This window comes from Brevibacillus sp. FSL K6-0770 (assembly GCF_038000275.1).
GTDB lineage: Bacteria > Bacillota > Bacilli > Brevibacillales > Brevibacillaceae > Brevibacillus > Brevibacillus parabrevis.
Genome location: NZ_JBBOBQ010000001.1, coordinates 3960786 through 3983582 on the forward strand (window position 1 = coordinate 3960786; position 22797 = coordinate 3983582).

A 22797-nucleotide genomic window follows, 5' to 3' on the forward strand; every position below is an offset into this window, starting at 1 on the left:
CCTGCTCAGCCCTTTTCTCAATTTCCAAAACGGTGGAAACGAGAACAAATTGTCTCTCTCGTTCCGGTAGGTTTAGGATTTCAGACGGCACCATGCCTTTTTCCTGCCAAATATAAGAATAGAGAGCCAGCTCAGGGCTCTCTTTTATGAGTTTTTTACTTCTTCCTCCGCCTCCTCGTCTTCCGCGAAGTCGCTAATTTCTGCGATAGCCTCATACAACGAATCAATCTCATTTGGTCGGAACATGCAAGGAACTACATCAACAGCAGCCAGCTTATTAAATTTTGCTAGAACTTGCTGTGAATCAATTCGGAAATTAGTGCGATCCGTATCAATTCCAGCGATGATAATCTCTGCTTTATAGCGAAGATCATCGAAATCCACTTTGCGCTCTGCCTTGCTCTTTTTTCCAGTAACAGATACTTTAATTGCATTCTTACGCGACCTGTAATACACATCCCCTGGAACAGATCGAATAGGGAGTTTAACGTTGTTACGTTTCCACTCCCATTCCCCTTTCTCTTCTGTTTGAGTATTCATACCAAGAAACTCTTCCATCGTGAGAAAATCACTCATGTATATCCCTCCGTAGGGGGAATATATCCCCATTAATTTTAAATGAATTCGTAATCGTCAACCGTACCTTCTAAGCTCGTGTCCTCATCTAACTCACCATGGGACCATTTTGCGAGTGCTAAAGAATCGGGCAAGAACCCTTTTACAGCAACCCGATATTTGCCCGCGACTGGATCATCCAGTTCCCCAATGAAATTGATCTTCTTTTCTGGATTGTTCGCGATGGCCTGAATGATCTTTTGCACATTGGAAGTTCGCTCAAATGTTGCCGTCATGCTTACGGAAGAAGCAACAATGCGATGCCCCTTGCGAAGACGTCCAGCTCTTTTACTTTCAGCCTTATCAAATTCTTCGTTGAGTTCGAATCCAATGCACTCGTTCAGTTCATTTCCGTTCTGGTCATAAAAATGACCATGAACACCAGAAAAGGTTTGTGCATCCTTATTCATTCGATGTCACCTCACTTCGCTTTGTTATAGGTGTAAATTTTCTCGAGTGCATCCTGATGTCTGAAGCCCGCAATGAAGTGACCTGCGTTTCTTGCCGGCGTATAAATCGGGTCTGGACCGTGATACTCCGGATCCTCGATGTATTCGTAATCCGCAGCAATAACTTCAATAGCTGCCAACGGTCTTAGCACAGAGTCCTTTATCATTTGACAGAAGGCTGCACGTCTCGCTGGACTGTTGCTGTTCGGTTGCTGTCGAATCCACTCCTTGCCAGCCTCTTCTTCCGCATACATGATCGAATGGAAGGTATCTACCACACGGATTTTCCCGAAGTCTTTGGATTGATCGGGACCCGGGGTTGTAAGCGTATTTACCGGCTCTTGAATAATGACCTTGCCATTATCCATGTTGAGCATCAGCGTGCCGGATTGCACTAGTTCGATCAGCTCGGTTTCATCCCATTCTTTGGTGAGTGCTTCAAACTTGGTCACGTAGAGGGCCATCGTATAGTTCAAGGGCATAGCAGCCATAAGCGAGCCAATAAACACCGCTGTTTTTGCGCTTGGATAGGTTTTGCCCTTCCACTTGAAGCCGTTGCCGACATTCACCACAACCATGTTGTTTGCATCGGTAGACGCCTTTTTGATCGCCGCTTTGTCCTGATCACGTGTGGAGTCTCCACCGAATACAAATTTGATGTAATTCCCGAGGACGTTTTGCTGATCCGCCCAATCCTGAGCGGCTGCATTCAATGCCGGATCGGCAATCCCCAATGTGAAAACGCCAAACTTTCCTTTTTGGGTAGCCAGATCGTTTTGATAGGCGGTATATTTAGTGGCTTCCACACTCTTTCCGCTGTCTCCACCGGTTAAATTCGTCCCCGCGGTTGAATCGGGCAGCTGATCTGCCAGTTTGGTCAAAACGACGTAATCGCTGAAAGCAAATGCAGCGACCAGCTCATCCACTGTGCCACCTGTCTGACTGTTAACCAGTTCAGCGTCTTTATAGACCAGCAAATCCCGTTTGGTGTTATCCATTAGGTTGGGTTGAACAACGACTTTCAGGCTGTTGCCAAGCGCGCCTTTATACTTCGCCTCTATTTTCAGGACGTCAGTCGCACCGTTTTTCAACGTCGCACTCGCACCCTTCGCGCTTTCTCCCGCCACACGATAAAGCAGCACCTCAGTTGGTTGCGGGTCCGCTGCCCATACTAAGTCGAAGTCATCAACCTGGCCGAATATCTTTTCTGCGGCCGATTTATTGCGAACCGTGATAAACTCTCCGACCGGCCCCCAATCAGCAACGATCGGCAGCGCGAATTTTCCACGTAACCCGGCTGTAGTCTGTTCTTCAATAAAAGATTTGAGGAAAGAGTAGGCACCGGAAAGCACCTTCTCTTCCCCCGGTTGGTATTTACCAGACATTTATTCCACCGTCCTTTCCTTGAACTTCTTTACGAACTCTTCCGCCTCTTCGACGGTTAATTCGTCAGGGGCATCAAAAAAGGCAGCGATTGCTTCCGTCCGATTCAAGCCGAACTTCTGCTCTGCCACCTTCATGATTTGTTCCTTCGCGTATTTCACAGCTTGTTGTTCGCCATCTTGGTCAGCGCCTGTTCTACGTGCCACTTGGTTTCCCTCCTTTCTTCAAGGTAGGATCATATCGGATATGAATCACTTCCAACGGGTCGTAGTCGATCGGTGTGTACGGAATATAAACGGTATATTTCATTTCCATCGAGCAATCCAGCCCATCCGGCCTACTCAATGTAAGTCGGCATTCTCGAAGGTACCCAACAAGCGTTCTGGAAGAGTTGTAAAGAGGCAACGTCCAACGCCTGTCAGCGAGATCCTGTCTGATTTGTTCTGATACGTGGGCCAGTTGAGTTTGTTCTTTGGCTAGAAGAACAAAGTTCATCGTCCCTCTCTCTCGGTAAAAATCAGCACGACGGGGTTCGGGGATGCGCTGCGGTTCCTCCACAAACCACATGGGGCGGGAGAAATCTTTCGGCTTTCGAAGCACTTCCGTCTCTATATGGGTCAATGAATACAGCCAATGACGCACAGAGAGAACGTCATCACCCATCAGGGAACAACCTCCTTGCCAACTCGTCGAGTTCTTCTTTCACCAGTGCATCCATAATGGACTCAACCTCTGCCTCAGAACGAGCCATATATCGTACCCCCGGAATACGTTTGCCTTTCAGCACCATACCGGAAGAATATCCGGGAACATAAACAAATTTCTCATCGTCCCAATAACCCGGTACAAATTGTCCGGCACGTTGCGTAAATCCTTCCTCCACGTACCTTGCATATTCAAGATGTGTCCCAACAGTAATTTCCACTTTTGTCCCACGAAGATACATGTCGAAAATGTTGTCTGGATTCCCGATCATGAGCGATGCTCGAAGGACGCCATCCCGAACGGGAACGCGATCTTGCGCACCTCTCAGAACTTGAAAACCTGCCTTTCTGGCTACCCGATCCATTGCGGCTTCGACTTCCCGTTTGCTTTGCTTTTTCAGTCGTCGATACTGGCGCTCCAAGTCCTTTTTGTTGACGGTAGCCATTAGATTTCAGGCTCCTCTCCGGTTGCCGCATCGATTAGGCTGATCACAACCTCGTAGTGATGCAATCCAGCAGCTCCGTAAACGGGATAAGGCAGTCCAACTTGATAGACAAGCCCGGAGAACTCAGGCTGTTCAAGTTGAATACGCATCCCAGCTTTCATCCCGCCATGAAGGGTATGCAGAAGGAAGTCCTGAGACGTTGCCTGCCGTCCTGTAAGCTGCTGAATGCGACCGGGGGAACCAGAAACCCGGCAAGGCACGTTCTGGGCTACTGTGCGCCATTCTGAGCGGTCTTTTCCTCCGGTGAAGGGGTCAATCTCCCCCTCGACATCCAAAAGGGTAAATGAGTGGCACAGAAGCCGTTTGTATTCGGTCAAATCATCCACAGCTTCTGCCCCCTTTTCTTGCTGTATTTCAAGAGAATATCCTGCACCTTCGGATCGTTTGACGAGTAGGAGATTGACTCCTGATAGTCCCCTTGCTTTACGCTGGTTACACGCTTTTCCTGCGCCATATCCTTCGCAACCATGGCCGTAGCCAATCGCAATTCTTCAGGCACTGGGTCAGGTAGATTCACCTGACCCAGTACATAGATGTTTGCATTCAGGACAACGGAGCTCAGCTTGTCCTGCGGTAAAGAAACCAATTCAGGAAAATGAGCCAGCAGCTGCTCGTTACTGAGGATTGTCATCGGTCGTCACAGCCTGACTGCCGCCTTCGTCATCCCCGGATGGGTCATCCACAATCTTGTATTCATGCTGGGAGTATATGACCTCATATGCCTTGCGACTGACTTTCAGTTTTTCTTTGCCCTTGCTGATCACAAGGATGTCATTTGGCTTTTTCATTGTGGGGCAACTCCTTTCTCACTGAATTGATTAACCTACAAAGCCGGCAGGACGCAGCACACCAAACGCGGCTTCTTTGACTACCAGGAATGCCACTTGGAACGTTGCTTTCAGTGCAACCATGTCCTGCTCAGCAAGAGAAAGAGGCTTACCATCTGCAGCATTTACGCTTTGCAAGGTAGCCTCTTTCAGGATTTCATATTCGATTTGTTGCAGAATCCCGACCTTGGACTTTTTGTAGTCACCCGCAATAAGATCCGCTTTTGTTTTGTCCCATGCACCATTGCGGCAGTATTCAATCGGCAGAGCGTACAGAGAATCTTCGGCAACCCCTTCACGGACGGAAGTCAGATAGAGCGGATCGCCCTGGCTGTTTTTCAGACCGCGTAGAGAAGATTTCAGGCCAAAGTGGGCAGCGAATGCACGCGGCTCTTGGTCATCAGCTTCAATCAAGGCCATAACGCTGTTCACGTCATCCGCGAGATTTTGCCCTGCTACCGATCCGCGGGTAAAGGTGTTGCCGGAGTTGACCGCAGCAGTCAGGATGTTTGTTGCAAACGGCGACTCCGTACCGATGAATGCAGCGGCATCCAACTTGGTGTAGAATGCTTCCGCGATGTAGGGCTTCAGTTCCTCGAAAACGTCAATACGCGGGCGGTTGAGTGCTTCCTTCGACATCGGAATGATGACACCCAGTTTTTTCGCCTGCAGCGTTACCTGTGCCCAGGTTGCCTTTGATGTTTTGATACGCTCTCCCTCACCGACCCAGTAGGCACCCGGGCCATCGAGCAAGACGGGAATCTTCTTTGTGGCCGTGGTCATCGGTTCCAAATCGGCAAGCTTCATGATCGCTGAGCCGCGAACCACGTCCTTGACGATATCCGTTGCGGTTTCATCAGGAATCAAGCCGGTCAGTTCCGTGCTGAGGGTAGCACCTTCGGCAAATTTTTGAATGTCAAACGAAAAGGCTGCGGTCATAGCTATTACCGGCATTACGCTCATTTGCTTTTTCATCATGGATAGGTTCCTCCTTAGATACGCTGCATTTTTCGCAGGTCAGTAATATTTGGAATCGTTGATTTTTGTTGTGTTGACGGCTTGGCATGTGGTGTGGTGCCCCGGGGTGTACCATCTGATTTGAGCCAAGGCTTTGACGTGATCAACTCGGACACATGTTTGTCGATGTTCTTGATCTTTCCGCTGTCAGTTACTTCGACTTTGGTCAGTTCAGCCAATCGGATCGCATCAGCCAGTTTATCAGGATCAACGCCTTGTTTAATGGCTTCCACGATAAAGGCATTTTCAATGCGCAGGGATTGAATGGTCCCATTGGCGGTCTTCAGGTCGGTTTCTCGCTCTGCCAGCTTTTGCTCCGCCGTTTTTTGCGCTTCCTGCTGCTGTTTATGGGCATCAACAATCCCTTTCAGATCGTCCACTTTCTCAATGCCCAAGCCTTTGAGGAAGTCGCTGACTGCTCCTTGTAACGCGGAATCATATTCCTCTTTTGAGGTAAAAGCTACCGCAGGTTTACTGCCGTCCCCTCCCTTATCGCCTCCTGCAGCTGTTTGATCGCCTCCTCCATTGGAACCAGCAGCTGCTCCGGTACCACCACCATTGTTCCCGACCTGTCCACCTTGACCACTTCCATTCCCGCTGTCACCGCCGGCAGCACCACCTCCTTCGTTGAATCTTTGAAATTTAAAGCTCCATTGCATCTTTTTCATGTTCACTTTCTCCTTCCTCAGATTGAATTTCCAAAGAAACGTATTCGGGATATTGCTGTGCAACAGCTTGGATACCCAACAATGCTGTCTGCATGATGGTGGAGATTGCAGCGCAGACAATGTCCTTCCCATGCTCGGCATAATTCGCATGACCAACTGCTTCGATTTTCATTTCCCCATTATCCAAAAACGCCTTGATTCTGATCACATCGACCTCGCCTCCTTTCAGGCAATAAAAAAACACCACGATTCCGTGATGCTACTCCGGCAAACCTTTTGCTTTTGCCCATTCTTTGTATGTTCGAGCTGATGTGTATCCTCGCTCGTTCCCGATCCGATAAGAACGCTCACGTTCCAATTTCTCCAAGACTCTCGACTTCATGACAGGTCGCCAATAGGACCGGCAGTTTGGATGATTCGGGATGCGTTCCCCTTCGCGCCCTGGGTTGTCCGCAGTATCGTAGTCCAATGGATACCTCTTACCATCCAACTTGCGACATTGTGAAGAAGTCCTCTTGTCCAAGGTGGCGCTAAACTCTTTCTCACTAACAATATCCGAGTTAGCCTGGTACGCTGTTGTCTGTCCCTGAGCTGCTGCACGATTTAATTCAGTGCGAGCTAAACGCAAAGCATTAGACCAACTTTCTGACGTTCGGAAGGTGATTTCCTTTGCTGTACGGGTAACGCCCCACCCTTGAACGGCACCCTGCGTAATGACATCCTCCATCGCTGCAGCCAGTAGATCAGTTCGCATACGAATCCGTTTGGAGAAATGTCTGCCTTGCCATGGACGTTCTACTGCAGCAAGCACCATACTTGAATTGACCTGTGGGAGTCTTACTCCTACCTGTAGCTCCTGTTCAAGAAAATACAGGTGGTGGTAAACGCTTCGCTTGTATTCTTCGCCCCACACGATGCGCAGCTGCTGCTCCTCTTCTACACGTAGAGCATGTAGGATAGTTTTGACGCTAGCCATTATCTGATCTAGTCGAGACGCATTGTAAACCAGCGACACCAAATCTTCGCCACTTTCTGCATAACGAGCATATAGGTCGCTGATCTCTTGCACGATATTCTTATTGGCTTTGGTAAACAATTTCCTCAGCTTGACGCCGTGTTTATGGATCCGGGCTTCTAACTCCTCTTGGTAGCGTTCCTCTTTGCTCATGCAGCATCACCCTGCGGGTCATTCCCGCCATCATCATTTCCGACTCCGTCTCCGCCAGGATCATCCCCTTCATCTACAGCCATAGGATCAAGCAACGCCATACGGCGCTTGGACTCGTCTTCCTGTTCGGCCAGAACCTTGTCGCGGGAAGCTTTCGGATCATCAATGAATGGCAGGAGTGCCAACCGCTCTTCATGCGATACCTGGCCGACAAGCTTGGTCACGATATCGACCATCTCTACCAGGTTGACAGGCATGTTTTTGCTGAACCGGATATCGATATTTTGATAGTCCCATTGCTTTTTGTACTTGGCATTCAGCATGCCCGTCAGGATACGGATACGGTTTCTGAATCCTTTCCCATATTGACGCATTTTCAAGCCAGCTTTGATGTCAGCATGGTAGAAGATGATTTTCAAGGCAATGCCAGAAGGCGCGGAGCCCACTTGATCAGGCCGAAGATGCGGTGTTCCAGATTGATCGAGAAGGGATTCAATCAGCCGGTTGATGGTATTTTCCTCGTGTGTATCTTGAAGGTCCCACGTGATAGGCACCGCCTTACCTCCGATGAGGATTTGAGAGGTTGCCCACATTTTCGCAAGATATTGCTTTTTCCTCTCCATGTCGGTGATCAGATTTCCCTCTTCGTCATAAAGCAGTAACTCGTCCAAATCGAGGTCTTCAAACAGCACCTTCGGATTTTTGAAGTATTCCTGGACGTTTACCTTTCCGGTTATCGCTTTGTTCATCGCATCCATGAGGTTCTTCAGATCGGAAAGATCCCCCATGCCTTCAATCAATCCATCGTCACGGTATTGCTGATGTTTACGCCGACGGTTCACGTAATGTGTCCAAGGAACAATGGGTTTCTGCTGGAGCTTCCCATCTTGGTCCTTGGCTAATACAGTCACCTGATGGGCGACCGGATTGACCTCTCTACTTGTATCCAGAACGAGCGCGGCGCCCTCCTGCTGCAAGTAGGAAATCTCGTTTTCGTCATACACCTCGACAATCAGCCTTTTTTCATTTCGCTGCATGTCGGTCAGATAATAATGCCGGATGACTGCGATCAGCTTTGCCTTCACTGTTGTGTCATAAACAGCAATGCACTCATCCGCTTTGAACTCTGTCATGCAAATCTGACCATCTTCGTCAAAATAGTAGTATTCAAAAACCTCTCCATCGATAGAGCCGTCCTCTATCAATTCGTAGGACAAACTCTCTTCATCATTGTCTACTAGAACCGCCTGCAGCTTTTCCGCAAATTCATTCATACCCTTTTTTTCGACGTTGGCGGTATAACGGATTGGATTGCTCGCGATGTAAGCAGTCCCAAAGTCGATTATTTTGCGAGCGAAGTTTACCACGATTCGGTTATTTGGCTTGCCCTTTTCCTCCGGTTGCTTCAGTATGTCGTGGTCACCATCGACGTACTTGCGCATCAGGGAATAATCCTTTTGCTTGTGTTTGGAAATCAGATCGGTTACCCAACGCCAGGTGTTGTTGGCTTTATTCTCCTCGTAAAACTCCTCAAGCAGCGTTGTTTGCACGCTTTTTCACCCCCTTTACGCCGCATCGTCGGCAACTTTCCACGGAATCACTTTGAACCTGGCTATCAGTAACTGGTGGAACGTCTTGCTGTTCCATACAAGGTACCGCAGCGCGTCCATAGAGTGGTCGTTTTCCTTGAGCGGAATCTCCGCTTTTTCCCCGGAAGCTCCTTCCGGATACCGGTAGTTTGTCAGTTCCTGAATCACATCTTTCAGGTGATCGCTGATGAAGATGTTTGGCCGTCCGTTGTCCGTTTTCACCGTAAACAGCGATGAAACGGCACGGATACCAGGCTTTAGATGCTTCTTGGCCGCTTTTGCCGGCAGGCCGTTCGTCTGATAGGTCTTGATGTTACTCGGGTCCTCCTCGTCGCACCAAAACAATCTGATCTTCCACTTTTTCATCAGCTCTTTATCCTGAGCCACCCAGCAATTCGGATCACCCGGGATGAGGATTTCCATCTGGCGTTTATAGATGGCATCGACGATCCATAGTTCTCCGTTGGCTGTCATTGCACCAACCAAAGTGACACCGGGATTAGTAAAGCCCCAGTCCTTCCCCGCCTCAACCAGTACAAAATCGCCGTTTTCAAACTTCTGTCGGCAGAGGGATTGCGGGATAACGTGAACAGAGCGGTCAAACTCTTCATACACCTGCCCAAAAAACACATCGAACCGGGCAAAAATCTCCCGGTCAACATATCGCTTCGGCATGGTCTCGATCATGCGCTGTATATTCCGCTGCAGCTCAGGCAGTGGATTGTCCTTGCTGGTCCAGTAGAAATTGCGCCACTCCGGGTCGTTCCGGTACTCTTCCAAATGCCCTCCAGCTGGCGTGTGTTGACCGTTCAAGACGATTTCATGATAGAACCAGTTCATTCCTTCAGGCGTGGTCGTCCAAACGCTCCAGCCGCCTTTATCAGCGAGAGCATAGGAGAGATAACCACTCCAAGTATCGGCCTTCATTTTCGATGCCTCATCCAGCCACACCCCACTCAAACCTTTACCAACGAGCGTTTTCGGCCTGTCAGCGGACTTGAACTGAATGAGAATGTACCCTTTCAGCCAGATACGGTTTTTTGATGCGTCCCAGTTCTCAATCATCTCTTCCGGGATTACCGCTGCCAGCTCTTCCTGCTGAATTTCAGACATGGAGTAGGTCGGCGATACACACCAATATTCCAACCGCGGCTTCGGCTTTTTCATGACTTTCAGGTTGCGTGGCGGCTTATACGGCAGTCCCTTTCCTGCTTCAATGTCGGCCAGGATGTTGTCGAAGAATTTGCGGGCACCTACGTTGGTTTTGCCACCACGACGACCGCAGTTCATGACCACATTTCGAGCGTCGCACTCCATGACCTCAATCTGTTTTGCATGAGGAGTCCAATCCGTGAAAGGATCAAGCGTTAGGCTTGTCACGTGACCACCTCCGCACGATGATTTCCTTCTCAGGACTGCCACCATTGTTGACCAGCTGCGCCTTCAATTGAATGGCCTTTAATTTTTTGTCCTGGACGCGGGTCAGAGCTTCTTCCAAAGCGAGAATATCCTCAATTGCTCGGTACTCGGTCTCCTCAATCTCTGTTGTAACCAACTCGTCGCGGGAACGGATAAAGGTTTTCGTTTCCCCTGATTTCTCGTTATGAACTTGCACCGGCTCTTTGATGGTCAGCCTCTCCTGAAGGACACGCCGTTGCTTCTCGGTTAACCCTTCTGTCAATTTGCGAATGCGCATCATCATTTCGCGTTCACGCCAGGATAGCAAACGAATTTCATCATCGGCTTGGCTGACAGGGTCGAGATCGATGCGATCAAGCACTTGCGCCTGCTCAGGAGTCAGAGCATCCATCCAGATAGACTGGTATTCGCCTGTTTTGACAGCGTTGATGTTGCGAGGTGGGGCACCACCGCCAGCCCCGTGGAATCGGCACACGTCCCAGCCGGGTTTTGCCCAGTTTTTGCATTGTTCGCCTTGTTGTTTACTCCTTGCTTTGCACCTCTTTTTTTCTGGGTTTCGTGCCATCTACATTTACACCACCTACCACTCCATGGGGTTGTTTTTGGAAAATAAAAAAGATGCACCCTTTTAAGTGCACCATCGCTTATCTTTCTTCAGCATTTAACATTTCTCGTATTACTCTTAAAAAATGTTTACTCAAATATCCAAAAGTCCAGATCGTTCCCAAAAAAGCCACCACGTTTGCTATAGCAAGCGTTTTTGAAAATGACCACATGTACATCCACAAATTCATGACTATAAAGTAAACAAACGCCTTTATCATTCCGTAAAGGTCATCTTTATGCTGTGCAAATTTTCCTGCATGTTTTAACGCTGCTGCGATACCAGCAACCAAAGCAGCATACCCCAACGCTAAAGTTACATTGATCTGAGCAAGGTTCTTCGTAAGATCACTCCATTTACTTAGACCGTTTGCATCTTCAATTATGGTATAAATCATTCCTATAACCATCATTATGGCTAAAAAAGGCATAACGAGAGCATGGATGAATCTTCTCATTATTCGTATCCCTCCTGAGTTACAGAAGTTCAACAAAAGAACAACTATTCCTTTTCTTCTACTCACACACCACCCGATGAAAAGAAAACAGGCGCCTATTTAAGACGCTCTCTGATTTGAATATTTATCATATTCTTTTATTAGCTTTTCAACCTCATCATTAAACGTGTTTAGGCATTCTTCCATCCTATTGTAAAAATACATAAATTTATCTACTGAGGTGTCTATCTGCACATTCTCAAATTGCCCATGGATAGTATATTTCGACCAACTTCCAGCAAACCCAAGACAACTGTAAATAGCATCATGGGCTTCTATACTTATTTCACCAGCTCTGTCCATTAATTCGTAACACTCGCTTAAAAGGATATTTAGACAATCAGCGATACATTGGTGTTCTAGTTTAGAGCTCTTACAGCTATTAAGATCATTTAAAACGTCTCTAATTCTTATTTGTACATACCTTGCCTTGCTAAATCGAGATCTGAACGAATTAAGAAATTCCCTTCGATGCTGAGCATTATCAGTAATCTTTACCCCTAAAAGAGTAAACGATCCCCCAATAATTGCACCTAAAAATCCAATCAATGCACTTGAATCTATACCCGGTTTTGGTATTTTAAAAGCAATTCCGATTACAAGCAGCACCACTATTGTAAAAACACCTATAAGCCCAATAATCTTTCCACCTTTAACTTTATCCAAGCTAATCCCTCCCATCTACATGTTTCGACAGGAGTAAAAATTTTCCCTTTCCTCATAGCTCGTCCTTTTGCAGCTTTATATCTAGCTCTATAAGCTTCTTCAGGTCATCCACCGTTTTAATTTCGATGTGACCGGATTGGAAGTCTTTGACCCATTTGCCGATGGCAGCTTTGACGACTTTCCTGTACTGTGCCTTTGATTCCAAAATGCCTTCCAATACTTCAATTTCATGCTTCAGCAGAAGATCGTCAGAAACAGACAAAGAACACTTGTTTGTATTTTTCATTGAGACACCCTCGGCTTTCCTGTAAAATGGAAAACGAGATAGCGAGTGATGATGACAACTGCGGCCGCAGATTTCGCTATCTCAGCCGGGGTGACCCGGGTGCTTAGGGGGACGTTCGCGCGTCCTCCTTTTGCTTTTTAAGCTGCTTCTCCCTGACGACTGACCAATACTGGCTCTATGCCTGTCACCTCGTAGAAGCGTTTCTTTATGACATCGCAAAATTTCGGATCAAGCTCCATGGTTCTGCAACTGCGTCCCATCTGCTCGCAGGTCATGAGTGTAGAGCCGCTGCCGCCGAAGAGATCCACAACGATGTCGTCCTTTTGACTACTATTACCGATCGGAATTGCCAAAAGGTCGAGTGGTTTTTGTGTTGGATGGACATACTTACTGACGTCCCCGCGGGATACCTCCCATACTGTCTCTGGTTCCTGCTGTTCATCAGGTAATCCAGCCCGCCAAACAGTGGTTTGCTTTCGATCACCGTACCAAGCAGGTGCCTTGCCCTTCAAATGAGCATAAAATACAGGTTCATGCTTGTATTTGTACTGAGCAAACCCGAAGGTTGCCGCATTTTTCACCCACACACATTGCGTTCTAACGACGATGTCGGCTTTATTCATTGCATTTTCAAATTCACGCTGATACAGCGACGGATGGAAAACATAGATCGCAGCCTTTGGGTCCATAACAGATGAATAGTTCAGGAAAACTTTATCCAGGAATTCAATGAATCGCTCCATAGGCATATCATCGTTCATGATGCTCTCTCTGCCATCCGCAGCCAGTTCCGCAGATTCACTCTTGAATGCCACGTTATACGGAGGGTCGGTCACAACCAGTGCGGCTTTAACTCCGCCCATGAGCGTTTCCACATCCTGCTGACTTGTTGAATCACCACACATCAGCAAATGTCTCCCCAGACGCCAGATATCTCCTTGTTTCGTTTCGGGCTCGTGGATCTCATCCAACGCCTGCTGAACGTCGAAATCATCATCAACGACTGGATCCTCCACTTGAATGTCCATGTACTCACTGAGCATTTCCGTGACTTCCTCATCGTTAAAACCAGACAGAGTGATGTCCAATTCGCTTTCCTGCAGTTCAGCCAGTACCTGGGCCAGTTTCTCTTCATCCCAACCTCCGCTGATTTTGTTCAACGCCAGATTGAGTGCCTTTTCGTGGGTGTCATCCAGATTAACAACTGAGACCTCAACCTCTGCAGCACGCTGTTCATTGGTGAGGATTTTGAACCGCTGGTGTCCACCAACAAGGTTTCCGGTTCGCTCGTTCCAGACAAGAGGCTCAACGTAACCAAACTCCTCGAGGGAACGCTTTAGCTTTTCATATTCGGGATCACCTGGTTGCAGATCGATCCGTGGATTATACTCAGCAGCCTTGATCATTGAGACTGGAATCTTTCGTATGTCCATGCTGCTCAGCTCCTTCGTGGCAATAAAGTAAGAATAAAGAATATTGCCAGCCCCAAAACGGCTGTAATTCCTGCTGCTGTAGGGTTGGCGGTACTTTTTTGAGTAATACGAAACGACTACTATTCAGGTGGAAAAGTATACGTTTTGTATCACTTTGAAAAATGGCGATAACACTTAGAGGCTCAAGACTTTGGAGGCTGTTGCATTCTGGCGACCCCCTATTCGGGATTCGGGTCTTCCCCAGCCTCCGTGATCTCCTGTCTGAATAGCTGCAAGAGAGATGTTTCCGCTGCCTTCCCGTTAAGTGAGAACAACGGGTTGATTGCCAGTGCCGTCCTACCGGCGGTCTCAACGCGCCGGAGAATCCGCTGCTCAATGAATGACTTGACGGTCTTTCTGGCCTGCGGATAAGAGCAATCGGCAACTCTGGCGAGGTCCTTGACGGTGAGCGGTATGCCTTTCTGGCCGCGCTCATTGTCTCCCTCGAGAAGGTTAGTCCCCTCGCTGGCATAAGGGATGACCTTCAACAAAAAACCAGCCTCAGCGAGTGACAGCTTCCTGAGCCGTCGCTTTGCCTTCTGGCTGGCTTTGATCTTTACGAATTTTGCGCTACGCCCTGATGGACGGAAAACTTTGACGATCTCATCAGGACGCCGGAGAATTTGCTCTTTATAGAATACTTCGCCTGTATCAGGGTCAACAAATTGTCTCATTACATCTCACCCACCTCCCATGAAAAAAGCACCACTTGGGTGCCTACAATTTCCCTATTACATTGTCGAGTGCAAGACGACAAGCATCTATTTGATCTGGATTTACTTGTGTCCTTGTTCCATAAATGAAGTAATGTCCTGGATTTAATCTAAAAAGCGGTGTTCCATAATTGGCAGCTACTACTCCAGCTGAGTTAAAGTCTCTTAAATCAACACAATACTCATTTGAAAAATCACTCGATGTTAATATTGGTGTTGTTGATGGGGTAAAATTATTTGGATCGCTCTGATAATTAGTCCATGCCGTTTGTTGAATTATATTTGCTAATCCAGCAAAAGCTCGTGCAGTACCTTGAAACTGTGTAAATCTGTTTCCCACAAACAAATGAATCAGGGGCAGATTTATTCCAGATTGCCTTGCGAGAGTTGAAAAATTATAATTTTGATATACAGGGTGTGGAATGTTTAAGCCATAAATTAATCCAAAGAGGGCTCCAACCCCAGCCCTTGATGAATCATCTGCATTGAATGGGACAATTACCTGATCTGATGCTACTATAGCTTGCTGGGTATACAGTGCAAAACTAGGATTTGTATCAATAAAAACAACAATGTTTCCTTCGATACTTTCAGCAATCACATCGCATAAATCCCTAGCCCACATCAAAACATTTCGCCAAGCGTTCGTAATAGCTAGAGCTTGTGCTTGAGGATTCGCATAGTAGGATACAGAGGACAGCATTAATTCAAGATTTCCATCACCAGGTATTAAGTATAGATTACTTGGAACATTATTGTTATACTGTGAAACTTGTTTAACATAATTAAAGACATTAATCTGACCTTGGCGCTGTGTAGCCCCCATTTGCTGCAGTTGATGCATAAAATACCCTACTATTGTTTCTGGATTCGCTCGTTGTTGCATCTGTATTAAATGATTTTCTCCTGTCGTTCCTCCTCCCAAATATGTCATCGTAGCATTAGCTTGGGGGCATAAATCGAGCACAAGAACCTTTTCATCTGGGTTATTTTCTGCATACAAGGAACCTAAATGAAACGCTAAAGTACTCTTTCCGACCCCACCTTTATTATTCCATAGCACATACCTTTTGGTTATTTCCCCCATTCTACATCCCCTCCTCCTCTCTGCATTCGACATTAAGGACTATTTTCCTACACTATTTATATCCATATTAAACGACAATAAACGACAAATATATTTCTGTTCTCTTCGATATTATTTTGTTTGCTGTGCTACTACCGATAGACAATACTATGCCTGCTGCGGTCACAGACTGTAGGAGGTGGTGCAACTGGGCCTGCAAGCCCGAACCAGCGAGTTTTCCCCTTACTTGCCGACAATGACACGTCCACTGCACTCTTGAGGAGGATCGGCGTATCGGATATGAGAGGTACTGGACAGGGATCGAGGAGCGCGGCGGCCTACCCTCGCAACAATACTCCCTGTCCACTACATCCCCCTAATTATTAGCACTCAACGATCACCCAGGCAGACGGGAGTCGATGTGATTCGCGAGCGCGACAGACACAAAAACGCAGAACAAAAGATACATAAAAACTGCATCCTCCGTAGCGCCCGCCGCACCTTACACCCTTTTGGAGTGTGCATGCTCTTGTCGTCATGCGCGCATATAGGACTCCTGTTGCTCTGCCTGTTTGACTGCAACACTCATCGCCCCTACGTTTCGCCCCGAGTACCGTTTTGATAAGGGAGCGATACGGTATCTCCCAAGAGCAAAACTCTTATCTCAAGGGTACCGATCCGGCCAAATAAAAACGTCCAGCATTTTGTCCTCGTTTTTTTCCATATTTTTCTCCGGTTTTTGTCCTACTTTTTGTCGAAGTTCTTACAATTCTATCAAAGATAGAAGCTTAACAAAGGAATACCTATGAAACAAAACAAACCAAAGGTTTTATAACTATTTACAAAGTAACTAGATGTCGTTATAATCTGATTACAAAGTAAACAGTTTGGAGTGAAGTTTATGGCTCAGTATATTGATTTGGATCAGCTAATTTCAGGGATTAATGGTGAGAAGTTACTAGAGCTAATCGTGGAACAACATCTGATGACTTCGAGTGAAGTAATGGAACGACTAGAAATCTCTAAACAGCGGCTTTTTAGTTTAAAAAAACAAGGTCTTCTACACGAAATTAAAAAGGGCATTTTTTCAAGAAAAGAGGTGGAAACAATGCGGATAGCCCAAGCACAAGAGGAAAGGTTGAAAAAATATAACAAAAAAGCAGCTTATGAATTAATGCCTGCTTATAAAAATATTGATAAACACACACTTATTATTAATAAACTGCGTTTTTTTGACTGCCTAACTATGGTAAAGCACGAAGTTACAAATGGAATTTATAATAACCATCTTGCAGGTGCCTTAAAGGCTGTTCGGAACACCTTCGAAGAAAACGGATTTGTGTGCCTGTTAGAACACGAAGGGTTCGATTATGTAGAAAATCTCACTGATTTGCAATCAGTTGACATTATTAAGACATATACAAAAAACGAATATGTTAAATTCATGGAGTCTATTGAAGCTCAAATTTTAGGGTTGCCGAAAGTTAATGGCTACTCAGATATAATTGCCTCATTAAAAACGAAATAGCGCCTTAATGGGTACCAGTAAGTGTACCAAGATATATTCCGCTAGATATAATGCGTAACAATAGCAAAAAAATAAGATAACAGTCTGATATTTGAAAATAAATAACGGCACTCAAATGATCCTGAGTGCCGTCGCGAGCTGGAATATCGCCTCGCGCTTTTTGATATAGTATTGGTCTTTCGTCAGTCCCAAATCCAGGTACACGTTGATGTCGTTTACTCTTGCCGGGCTGAGGTACTTCTCCTCAATGATCTTCCTTTCTATTTCATCCAGTGAATATTGGAGTGCCCGCTCGATCTGTCTCGCTTTCAGGTCATTTTTTGTCTCTGACTGATGCAACCTTGGAAAAAGCTGATCAATCCCCTTCTCGGCCTGCTCTTGTTTGTTTTGTACGGCGACACGGAGGGCTTTGTATGCCTTCAGCTCTTTTACAACAGCCTTACGGACCTCTCTTTCGTTCACTGGTTGCAGAAAGGATAATTGCTCTGGAGCGCTCATCTTCCATTCCCCCTTGTCCGGTTCCAATGGTATAATTTTCTTGGCAGAATACATTGGGCTCCCGGAAAAGGGGGCTTTTGTTTTTCTCCGCGGATAGCAACTCTCTACTTACTTAAGGCCGTATATAGTTCTTAACTCTAGAAGACTTACATCTATTCCAACCTTGAGTAAATCCTCACGACGTTGCTCGTAAAGGACATCAACCATCCGCTGTTTATCTTCATCACAACCGAGATGAATAAGTCGGTGACATACCGGGCATAGAGGGACAATGTTTGCGATTTTATCCAGCTTTACCCTAAAGCGATCCTGTTTTCCAAGCGGAACTAGATGGTGAGCCTCAACGTATGGCTTGCCCGTCAAAGCAGAAATAAAGGTAGTGTGAGATCCATCGTACGAACATTTAAATTTTGCCATTTTTATAGCTTTGGCAGCTTTCTTTGCATCCCTAGGCCACTTATGTGAACCTGAGGAATCTTTAATAGGATGTGGTGCCTCTTCTGGATTATCGTCGTTCTCCTCAAGAATAATCTCTCTGGCATCGTCTTCACCAATAACATGTTCAATTGTTGTTTGATACGCTTCCTCATCCTCCGATTGCTCAAAATAGAGATTATCCTCATGAAGAAGCATGGCCTCATTGAACTCTTCAACCTTCCGACCGGCTATCAAAAAGCGAACGTGCTCGTACAGTTTCAACATCGTTTTCAGGTCGTTAATTAGTTCAATTGATGAAGGAAGTGATTCGGCAGGGTAATACTTCCCTGTAATATGACCAAGCATATATCCTACCGCCAATCTACCTCGTCCCTTTAAATCGATCTCCTCAAGCGAAAGGTCGTTTGGTGTAAACGGCTTTAGCTTAGCTCTTAGATTATCAGAGATAACTTTAATCTTCTTTCGACCGAGCTTACCTTTATATTTCTCCTCAAAGAAAGTCCAACCTTGATTGAGGGATAGATAAAATCCAGAACAATCTGCTTTAAACAAATAAACAACGTAAACACCACGTTGGGCAGATTCAGTAATCTGTCGATGACATAACACAATCCACGGAACCTCAGCCCAATTTCCCTGTCCAACAGATCCAATTACTTTTATCTCAGAGGTGTCTAAATTCAGTTGTTTCTTTAAGATGTCTACCATATTATTTCTTACGAAATTCCCCAACTCGTGCCCCTTTAGATCTTCCATAGAAGCAACAGGATATTCTTTCAAGATTCGTTCAAACCCTGTTTGCAAGTTGAAATTGTCCAAATTGATTGGTGTCGCTGCACTTGGCTGAAAATCTAACAGCTGATCGATTGAAGTCCCAAAGTATGTAGCGAGCGAAATCAATTCTTCACTAGTTACAGGTGAACTGTTGTTTTCAATTCTAGAGAGCTTCGGTAGGTTTACACCTGTTTTCAAGCTAACATCCGTTAAAGTAGCACCTATTTTCAGTCTCATTTCTTTAATTTTTCCGCCTAAAGAATGATTCACGAGTCATTCACTCCTTTTATCTTTGCCATTATGACTTTAAAATACAACATGATTTTATCAATATTAAAACACGCATTTTTCATTTTTGCAATATACATTTTATTCACCACCTTCTTAGTGAGTTATCCTCTTTTACTATTTTTGTCCCAACTTCCTATGCTATCTTTCATGCAAAGGAGCGTGAATCTATGAGCAAGTCTTTCTATTACCTCATTCCCTGGAGCCGTCAAAAGGCTATCAAGCATGAGCTCGTAAAACTGATGGTGCCCTTCACATTTGAAACTACTGGCGGAGAGTGTGTCGTTGTCTTTCCGGATCTCCCCGTCAGGCAATATGCTAAAGTCAGACAGTTATTCAGTGGAGATGGGAAAGCTTATCCCAAATAAGATTTACTTCCTCCCATTCCAAGGCTGCATGCCGCCACCAATTTTATAGTTATTCACCCAAGGGTGGGTGCCTGATTTCTTGATAAATTCATTCACATCCCGCGTGAGAATACAGGATCTTCTCCAGGGATGGTTGGGGTTCGGTTTTACCACTGGCATACATTTACCCACCTTTCAGAAGGGAGCAGCATTACGCTGCCCCTTGTTCCCCGCCGTTGTTGGATTTTGCCATATGCTCAGCGACAAGCTTCTTGTATTTGGACCAGGCACTTTGCATTTTGGTTGATGATGTACCGAGCGAGTTCGCAATTTGCATCCATGTTTCTCCGGACAACTTACGTTTTAACAGTTCAGGGAAGTCGTATGGGATATCTTCAAATATGGGAGCTTGTCCGCTCAAAATAAATTGCTCTAGTGCCTCTTTATCAACGGAGGCAGCCGGACCATCGGAATCATCTGATTCCCCTCTGCTTTGTGGATCATTATCTTGTTCAGAATCGACGTCGTTTTCTACATTCTTTGCATCGGATTGAGGATTGTCGTCAGTAGCCTCGGATTTTCCACTTTGAGTTTCTGCTTTGTCTTTCCCTTGTCTCCACTCGTTCCATTTCATTGCAAGTGGGGCAACACGCTTTCGGTACTCATCGACCAGCTCGACGATCTTACCGCTAGAGATACCCAACTCACTTGCCATCTTCATGTAGGTTTCACCCTCGTATTTACGCTTGATGATGCTTTGGAAGTCATAAGGCAGATCATCATAGCTAGGTGACATACCGCTGGTGATAAACTCATCGATCACTTCCAATTCGGCCTGCTCAGTTTGTTCTTTGATAGGTACCTTTTCTGGGGGAAGTCCCAGATCTGCTTCAATTTGTTCCCCTTGGGGCTTCACTTCTGAGACAACGCCTTTGTCGTCAACCTTGTAAGTTTTCAAGGGCTCATTTGTTTTCGCGTTGATCGTGACGTTGTAGTTGACAATCAGGGATTCCATCGACACGTCTACCTTGCAATCGATCATCTCGGATAAACTGTCAAGTTTTCCGTCCAATCCGTTATCTGAAACCTCCAACACAATTTCCTTCTTGCCACCTGGTTTCAGATTCACTTTCTTGACAACAGATTTGAAATCAATGTACGGCATTCTATATTCCTCCCTAATTTGAAATGGTGAGGGGGACAGCTCATCTTCCACACCCTCCCTTGGGTTTTACAAATCCAAAACCATCTGATTTCTGGTTGTTTTTTTCCGCTTAGGCTTGTCCTTAATGATCGGGCTGCCAATTACCGGCTCAATCTCGATGCGCGGGTTGGCCCGGTCAATTTCAAAATCCTGATACTGGATCAGAGCCTGACTATCGTCATCGTAGATGATGCCTTCGAGAGCATCAGCCCACGCTTTATCAGTGTTGTGGCAGTCCTTGTCTTTCCCGTCGTTCCAGTAAATCCATGTCCGGAGAATAACTTTCCTGCCTTCAACCGATACCCAGTCATTATCCATAGCCCATTCCAGTGCTGCATCGGCTACCCGCTGTTTGTACAGCTCCCCCCACTTTCCGAGTGTTGGACGGTTTTTGACGATGATGTACAGATGGTTCCATGTTGGAACGACCCATATGTTCTCCATCTTTTGCGTGGTCGGATTCCGCCGACGTTTTTCCATCAGTAAGGGGATCACGAGTCGAGGTGATAACATCATCCGTCTCCCTAAGGCGTTTGCTTTGGATTGCGCTGCATTTCATAACGATGCCATTCGTCTTGCAATTCATCGAGTGATGCTTCTTCAACAGGTTTGCCGCACGCCTCTGTAATGCCGTGTTTGATCAGATTGGCAAGCAGCACTTCACGTAGTAATTTCATGCGTCATTTCTCCCCTATCTCCATGTTCTGTCCTTTTCATCATCATCTGCCGGCTTGTCCGCAGGTGATTGCCTTTCGAACCGGTGATCGATGCTGACGAACTTGTTATGCTCTTTCAGGAATGCGAGCTCGACTGTACCGGTCGGACCGTTCCGTTGCTTAGCAATGATGACCTCGACGACGTTCTTGTTGGCAGATTCCTTGTCGTAATAGTCGTCACGATACAGAAAGGCAACGATATCGGCGTCCTGCTCAATAGATCCGGATTCACGGATATCGGACATCATCGGGCGTTTGTCTTGACGCTGCTCGACCGAGCGACTGAGCTGTGAAAGTGCAATCACCGGTACGTCCATTTCTCGGGCGATCGCTTTAAGCATGCGGGAGACCTCGGAGACTTGCTCTTGTCTGTTCCCCTTAGAAACGCAGTGAACCAGTTGCAGGTAATCGATCAAGATCATGCCGAGTCCATGCTGCTGTTTGAGCTTTCTCGCCTTTCTCCGAATCTCCTGAACCGTCAGACCAGGGGAGTCATCGATGAAAATCTTCGCTTTCGCCAAGTTTCCGATTGCTCTGGTCATTCGCTCCCAATCGTCGCCCTCAAAGCCGCCATTCCGCATCTTGGAAGCATCGATATTTCCTTCCGCACAAATCATCCGCTTGACCAGCTGCAGTGTGCTCATCTCAAGTGAAAAGATGGCGACCGTTTCCCCTGTCTTGATGCCGATGTTTTGGGCGATATTCAATGCAAAGGCGGTTTTCCCAACGGAAGGCCGCGCAGCCAGGATGATCAAATCTGATCGCTGGAACCCTCCGGTCATTGCGTCCAAATCTGAATAGCCAGAAGGTACACCAGTGATCTCCGTCTTGCGAGTACTGAGGCGGTCAATCTCCTCATAGGCATCCATCATGGCATCCTTGATGGGAACGAAATCGGAGCTGCTTTTCCGTTTCTCCCCCAAATCCATGGCAATGCGTTCTTGCTCGGCAATCAGTTCATCAACGGTTTCACTCTCATAGGCTTGGTTGATAGCTTTTGTGTTGGCCTCAATCACACGCCGACGGTACGCTTTTTCCGCCACGATCTCCGCGTAATATCCCACGTTCGCTGCGGTTGGCACCGAGCTGGCCAAATTGGTCAGGTAAGCGATCCCTCCGACTTCTTCAAGCAGCTTTTTGTCTTGCAGCTCGGCAGTCACGGTAACCAGGTCGATAGGCTTGTCCGCATCGTAGAGCTCCAGCATGACGCTGAATATTCGCTGATGATTGGCCGGATAGAAATCCTCGGCAGTCAGCCGTTCAGATGCCGTTTCTATCGCTTGCTTGCTGAGGAAGATGGCGCCCAGGACGGACTGCTCTGCCTCAAGGTTCTGCGGTGGTAATCGATCGAACATG

General features: G+C 46.6%; 29 protein-coding genes. 1 reads left to right on the forward strand and 28 read right to left on the reverse strand.

Going from position 1 to position 22797, the window contains the following annotated elements; all coding sequences use genetic code 11:
• Positions 1 to 144: 144 nt before the first annotated feature.
• The 22 genes from NST23_RS18690 to NST23_RS18795 all read right to left on the reverse strand — a co-directional run bounded on the left by NST23_RS18690 (position 145) and on the right by NST23_RS18795 (position 15669).
• Complete coding sequence (locus tag NST23_RS18690; protein WP_340964294.1) at positions 145 to 576, reverse strand: phage tail assembly chaperone; 432 nt, start codon at positions 574 to 576, stop codon at positions 145 to 147.
• A gap of 38 nt (positions 577 to 614) precedes the next feature.
• The gene (locus NST23_RS18695; RefSeq protein ID WP_340964297.1) at positions 615 to 1025 is read right to left on the reverse strand and encodes a phage tail tube protein; all 411 of its coding nucleotides are present in this window, start codon (positions 1023 to 1025) and stop codon (positions 615 to 617) included.
• Positions 1026 to 1036: 11 nt separating this feature from the next.
• Complete coding sequence (locus NST23_RS18700) at positions 1037 to 2449, reverse strand: phage tail sheath N-terminal beta-sandwich domain-containing protein (RefSeq protein ID WP_340964300.1); 1413 nt, start codon at positions 2447 to 2449, stop codon at positions 1037 to 1039.
• The gene (locus tag NST23_RS18705; protein WP_340964302.1) at positions 2450 to 2653 is read right to left on the reverse strand and encodes a hypothetical protein; all 204 of its coding nucleotides are present in this window, start codon (positions 2651 to 2653) and stop codon (positions 2450 to 2452) included.
• A complete protein-coding gene (locus NST23_RS18710; protein WP_340964305.1) occupies positions 2643 to 3110 on the reverse strand; it encodes a hypothetical protein in 468 nt (155 codons plus the stop codon). Before NST23_RS18710 ends, NST23_RS18705 begins: the two co-directional genes overlap by 11 nt.
• Positions 3103 to 3597: an HK97 gp10 family phage protein gene (locus NST23_RS18715; protein ID WP_340964306.1), complete on the reverse strand. Its 495-nt coding sequence runs from the start codon at positions 3595 to 3597 to the stop codon at positions 3103 to 3105. Before NST23_RS18715 ends, NST23_RS18710 begins: the two co-directional genes overlap by 8 nt.
• Complete coding sequence (locus NST23_RS18720) at positions 3597 to 3983, reverse strand: hypothetical protein (protein WP_340964308.1); 387 nt, start codon at positions 3981 to 3983, stop codon at positions 3597 to 3599. Before NST23_RS18720 ends, NST23_RS18715 begins: the two co-directional genes overlap by 1 nt.
• Entirely contained in the window at positions 3971 to 4288 is a 318-nt protein-coding gene (locus NST23_RS18725) for a DNA-packaging protein (protein ID WP_340964309.1), read from the reverse strand. The genes NST23_RS18720 and NST23_RS18725 overlap by 13 nt, the downstream gene beginning before the upstream one ends.
• A complete protein-coding gene (locus tag NST23_RS18730) occupies positions 4272 to 4445 on the reverse strand; it encodes a hypothetical protein (protein WP_005836794.1) in 174 nt (57 codons plus the stop codon). Before NST23_RS18730 ends, NST23_RS18725 begins: the two co-directional genes overlap by 17 nt.
• Positions 4446 to 4475: 30 nt before the next feature.
• Positions 4476 to 5462 carry a phage major capsid protein gene (locus NST23_RS18735; protein ID WP_340964311.1) on the reverse strand — a complete coding sequence of 329 codons (987 nt, stop codon included), beginning with the start codon at positions 5460 to 5462 and terminating at the stop codon, positions 4476 to 4478.
• Between the two features lie 14 nt (positions 5463 to 5476).
• Positions 5477 to 6169, reverse strand: coding sequence for a hypothetical protein (locus NST23_RS18740; protein ID WP_340964313.1), 693 nt, complete (start codon positions 6167 to 6169; stop codon positions 5477 to 5479).
• Complete coding sequence (locus NST23_RS18745; protein WP_340964314.1) at positions 6144 to 6377, reverse strand: ribosomal-processing cysteine protease Prp; 234 nt, start codon at positions 6375 to 6377, stop codon at positions 6144 to 6146. Before NST23_RS18745 ends, NST23_RS18740 begins: the two co-directional genes overlap by 26 nt.
• A 51-nt stretch (positions 6378 to 6428) precedes the next feature.
• The gene (locus tag NST23_RS18750; RefSeq protein WP_340964317.1) at positions 6429 to 7337 is read right to left on the reverse strand and encodes a minor capsid protein; all 909 of its coding nucleotides are present in this window, start codon (positions 7335 to 7337) and stop codon (positions 6429 to 6431) included.
• The gene (locus tag NST23_RS18755) at positions 7334 to 8887 is read right to left on the reverse strand and encodes a phage portal protein (RefSeq protein ID WP_340964319.1); all 1554 of its coding nucleotides are present in this window, start codon (positions 8885 to 8887) and stop codon (positions 7334 to 7336) included. The genes NST23_RS18750 and NST23_RS18755 overlap by 4 nt, the downstream gene beginning before the upstream one ends.
• Positions 8888 to 8902: 15 nt before the next feature.
• Entirely contained in the window at positions 8903 to 10306 is a 1404-nt protein-coding gene (locus NST23_RS18760) for a terminase large subunit domain-containing protein (protein ID WP_340964322.1), read from the reverse strand.
• On the reverse strand, positions 10287 to 10910 hold the full coding sequence (locus tag NST23_RS18765; protein WP_340964325.1) for a hypothetical protein: 624 nt from the start codon (positions 10908 to 10910) through the stop codon (positions 10287 to 10289). The genes NST23_RS18760 and NST23_RS18765 overlap by 20 nt, the downstream gene beginning before the upstream one ends.
• Before the next feature lie 79 nt (positions 10911 to 10989).
• Positions 10990 to 11406, reverse strand: coding sequence for a hypothetical protein (locus NST23_RS18770; protein ID WP_340964328.1), 417 nt, complete (start codon positions 11404 to 11406; stop codon positions 10990 to 10992).
• Between the two features lie 99 nt (positions 11407 to 11505).
• Positions 11506 to 12111 carry a hypothetical protein gene (locus NST23_RS18775; protein WP_340964331.1) on the reverse strand — a complete coding sequence of 202 codons (606 nt, stop codon included), beginning with the start codon at positions 12109 to 12111 and terminating at the stop codon, positions 11506 to 11508.
• Positions 12112 to 12163: 52 nt separating this feature from the next.
• Positions 12164 to 12397, reverse strand: coding sequence for a hypothetical protein (locus NST23_RS18780; RefSeq protein ID WP_340964333.1), 234 nt, complete (start codon positions 12395 to 12397; stop codon positions 12164 to 12166).
• Between the two features lie 137 nt (positions 12398 to 12534).
• A complete protein-coding gene (locus NST23_RS18785) occupies positions 12535 to 13830 on the reverse strand; it encodes a site-specific DNA-methyltransferase (RefSeq protein ID WP_340964334.1) in 1296 nt (431 codons plus the stop codon).
• Positions 13831 to 14048: 218 nt separating this feature from the next.
• Positions 14049 to 14543, reverse strand: coding sequence for a hypothetical protein (locus NST23_RS18790; protein ID WP_340964336.1), 495 nt, complete (start codon positions 14541 to 14543; stop codon positions 14049 to 14051).
• Between the two features lie 43 nt (positions 14544 to 14586).
• Positions 14587 to 15669: a ParA family protein gene (locus NST23_RS18795; RefSeq protein ID WP_340964338.1), complete on the reverse strand. Its 1083-nt coding sequence runs from the start codon at positions 15667 to 15669 to the stop codon at positions 14587 to 14589.
• Between the two features lie 880 nt (positions 15670 to 16549).
• On the opposite strand from NST23_RS18795, the gene NST23_RS18800 reads away from it, so the two are divergent.
• Positions 16550 to 17176, forward strand: a complete 627-nt coding sequence (locus tag NST23_RS18800; protein WP_340964339.1) for a hypothetical protein — start codon at positions 16550 to 16552, stop codon at positions 17174 to 17176.
• Between the two features lie 111 nt (positions 17177 to 17287).
• On the opposite strand, the gene NST23_RS18805 is transcribed toward NST23_RS18800, so the two are convergent.
• The 6 genes from NST23_RS18805 to dnaB all read right to left on the reverse strand — a co-directional run bounded on the left by NST23_RS18805 (position 17288) and on the right by dnaB (position 22796).
• Complete coding sequence (locus NST23_RS18805) at positions 17288 to 17674, reverse strand: ArpU family phage packaging/lysis transcriptional regulator (protein ID WP_340964341.1); 387 nt, start codon at positions 17672 to 17674, stop codon at positions 17288 to 17290.
• Positions 17675 to 17782: 108 nt separating this feature from the next.
• Positions 17783 to 19156 carry an MrcB family domain-containing protein gene (locus NST23_RS18810; RefSeq protein WP_340964343.1) on the reverse strand — a complete coding sequence of 458 codons (1374 nt, stop codon included), beginning with the start codon at positions 19154 to 19156 and terminating at the stop codon, positions 17783 to 17785.
• Positions 19157 to 19732: 576 nt separating this feature from the next.
• Entirely contained in the window at positions 19733 to 20686 is a 954-nt protein-coding gene (locus tag NST23_RS28485; protein ID WP_445662492.1) for a hypothetical protein, read from the reverse strand.
• A 66-nt stretch (positions 20687 to 20752) separates the two neighbouring features.
• The gene (locus tag NST23_RS18820; protein WP_340964345.1) at positions 20753 to 21238 is read right to left on the reverse strand and encodes a RusA family crossover junction endodeoxyribonuclease; all 486 of its coding nucleotides are present in this window, start codon (positions 21236 to 21238) and stop codon (positions 20753 to 20755) included.
• Between the two features lie 11 nt (positions 21239 to 21249).
• Positions 21250 to 21402, reverse strand: a complete 153-nt coding sequence (locus tag NST23_RS18825; protein ID WP_340964347.1) for a hypothetical protein — start codon at positions 21400 to 21402, stop codon at positions 21250 to 21252.
• Positions 21403 to 21416: 14 nt separating this feature from the next.
• Positions 21417 to 22796 (reverse strand): replicative DNA helicase, encoded by a 1380-nt coding sequence (dnaB, locus tag NST23_RS18830; RefSeq protein WP_445662493.1) that lies wholly within the window; start codon positions 22794 to 22796, stop codon positions 21417 to 21419.
• Between the last annotated feature and the right edge of the window lies 1 nt (position 22797).

What these genes read in the sequence shown, in the direction of transcription:
- NST23_RS18690 (WP_340964294.1), bottom strand. Translation starts at nt 576, where the DNA reads ATGAGTGATTTTCTCACGATGGAAGAGTTTCTTGGTATGAATACTCAA.
- NST23_RS18695 (WP_340964297.1), bottom strand. Translation starts at nt 1,025, where the DNA reads ATGAATAAGGATGCACAAACCTTTTCTGGTGTTCATGGTCATTTTTAT.
- NST23_RS18700 (WP_340964300.1), bottom strand. Translation starts at nt 2,449, where the DNA reads ATGTCTGGTAAATACCAACCGGGGGAAGAGAAGGTGCTTTCCGGTGCC.
- NST23_RS18710 (WP_340964305.1), bottom strand. Translation starts at nt 3,110, where the DNA reads ATGGGTGATGACGTTCTCTCTGTGCGTCATTGGCTGTATTCATTGACC.
- NST23_RS18715 (WP_340964306.1), bottom strand. Translation starts at nt 3,597, where the DNA reads ATGGCTACCGTCAACAAAAAGGACTTGGAGCGCCAGTATCGACGACTG.
- NST23_RS18725 (WP_340964309.1), bottom strand. Translation starts at nt 4,288, where the DNA reads ATGACAATCCTCAGTAACGAGCAGCTGCTGGCTCATTTTCCTGAATTG.
- NST23_RS18730 (WP_005836794.1), bottom strand. Translation starts at nt 4,445, where the DNA reads ATGAAAAAGCCAAATGACATCCTTGTGATCAGCAAGGGCAAAGAAAAA.
- NST23_RS18735 (WP_340964311.1), bottom strand. Translation starts at nt 5,462, where the DNA reads ATGATGAAAAAGCAAATGAGCGTAATGCCGGTAATAGCTATGACCGCA.
- NST23_RS18740 (WP_340964313.1), bottom strand. Translation starts at nt 6,169, where the DNA reads ATGAAAAAGATGCAATGGAGCTTTAAATTTCAAAGATTCAACGAAGGA.
- NST23_RS18750 (WP_340964317.1), bottom strand. Translation starts at nt 7,337, where the DNA reads ATGAGCAAAGAGGAACGCTACCAAGAGGAGTTAGAAGCCCGGATCCAT.
- NST23_RS18765 (WP_340964325.1), bottom strand. Translation starts at nt 10,910, where the DNA reads ATGGCACGAAACCCAGAAAAAAAGAGGTGCAAAGCAAGGAGTAAACAA.
- NST23_RS18770 (WP_340964328.1), bottom strand. Translation starts at nt 11,406, where the DNA reads ATGAGAAGATTCATCCATGCTCTCGTTATGCCTTTTTTAGCCATAATG.
- NST23_RS18780 (WP_340964333.1), bottom strand. Translation starts at nt 12,397, where the DNA reads ATGAAAAATACAAACAAGTGTTCTTTGTCTGTTTCTGACGATCTTCTG.
- NST23_RS18785 (WP_340964334.1), bottom strand. Translation starts at nt 13,830, where the DNA reads ATGGACATACGAAAGATTCCAGTCTCAATGATCAAGGCTGCTGAGTAT.
- NST23_RS18790 (WP_340964336.1), bottom strand. Translation starts at nt 14,543, where the DNA reads ATGAGACAATTTGTTGACCCTGATACAGGCGAAGTATTCTATAAAGAG.
- NST23_RS18795 (WP_340964338.1), bottom strand. Translation starts at nt 15,669, where the DNA reads ATGGGGGAAATAACCAAAAGGTATGTGCTATGGAATAATAAAGGTGGG.
- NST23_RS18800 (WP_340964339.1), top strand. Translation starts at nt 16,550, where the DNA reads ATGGCTCAGTATATTGATTTGGATCAGCTAATTTCAGGGATTAATGGT.
- NST23_RS18805 (WP_340964341.1), bottom strand. Translation starts at nt 17,674, where the DNA reads ATGAGCGCTCCAGAGCAATTATCCTTTCTGCAACCAGTGAACGAAAGA.
- NST23_RS28485 (WP_445662492.1), bottom strand. Translation starts at nt 20,686, where the DNA reads ATGCCGTACATTGATTTCAAATCTGTTGTCAAGAAAGTGAATCTGAAA.
- NST23_RS18820 (WP_340964345.1), bottom strand. Translation starts at nt 21,238, where the DNA reads ATGTTATCACCTCGACTCGTGATCCCCTTACTGATGGAAAAACGTCGG.
- NST23_RS18825 (WP_340964347.1), bottom strand. Translation starts at nt 21,402, where the DNA reads ATGAAATTACTACGTGAAGTGCTGCTTGCCAATCTGATCAAACACGGC.
- dnaB (WP_445662493.1), bottom strand. Translation starts at nt 22,796, where the DNA reads ATGTTCGATCGATTACCACCGCAGAACCTTGAGGCAGAGCAGTCCGTC.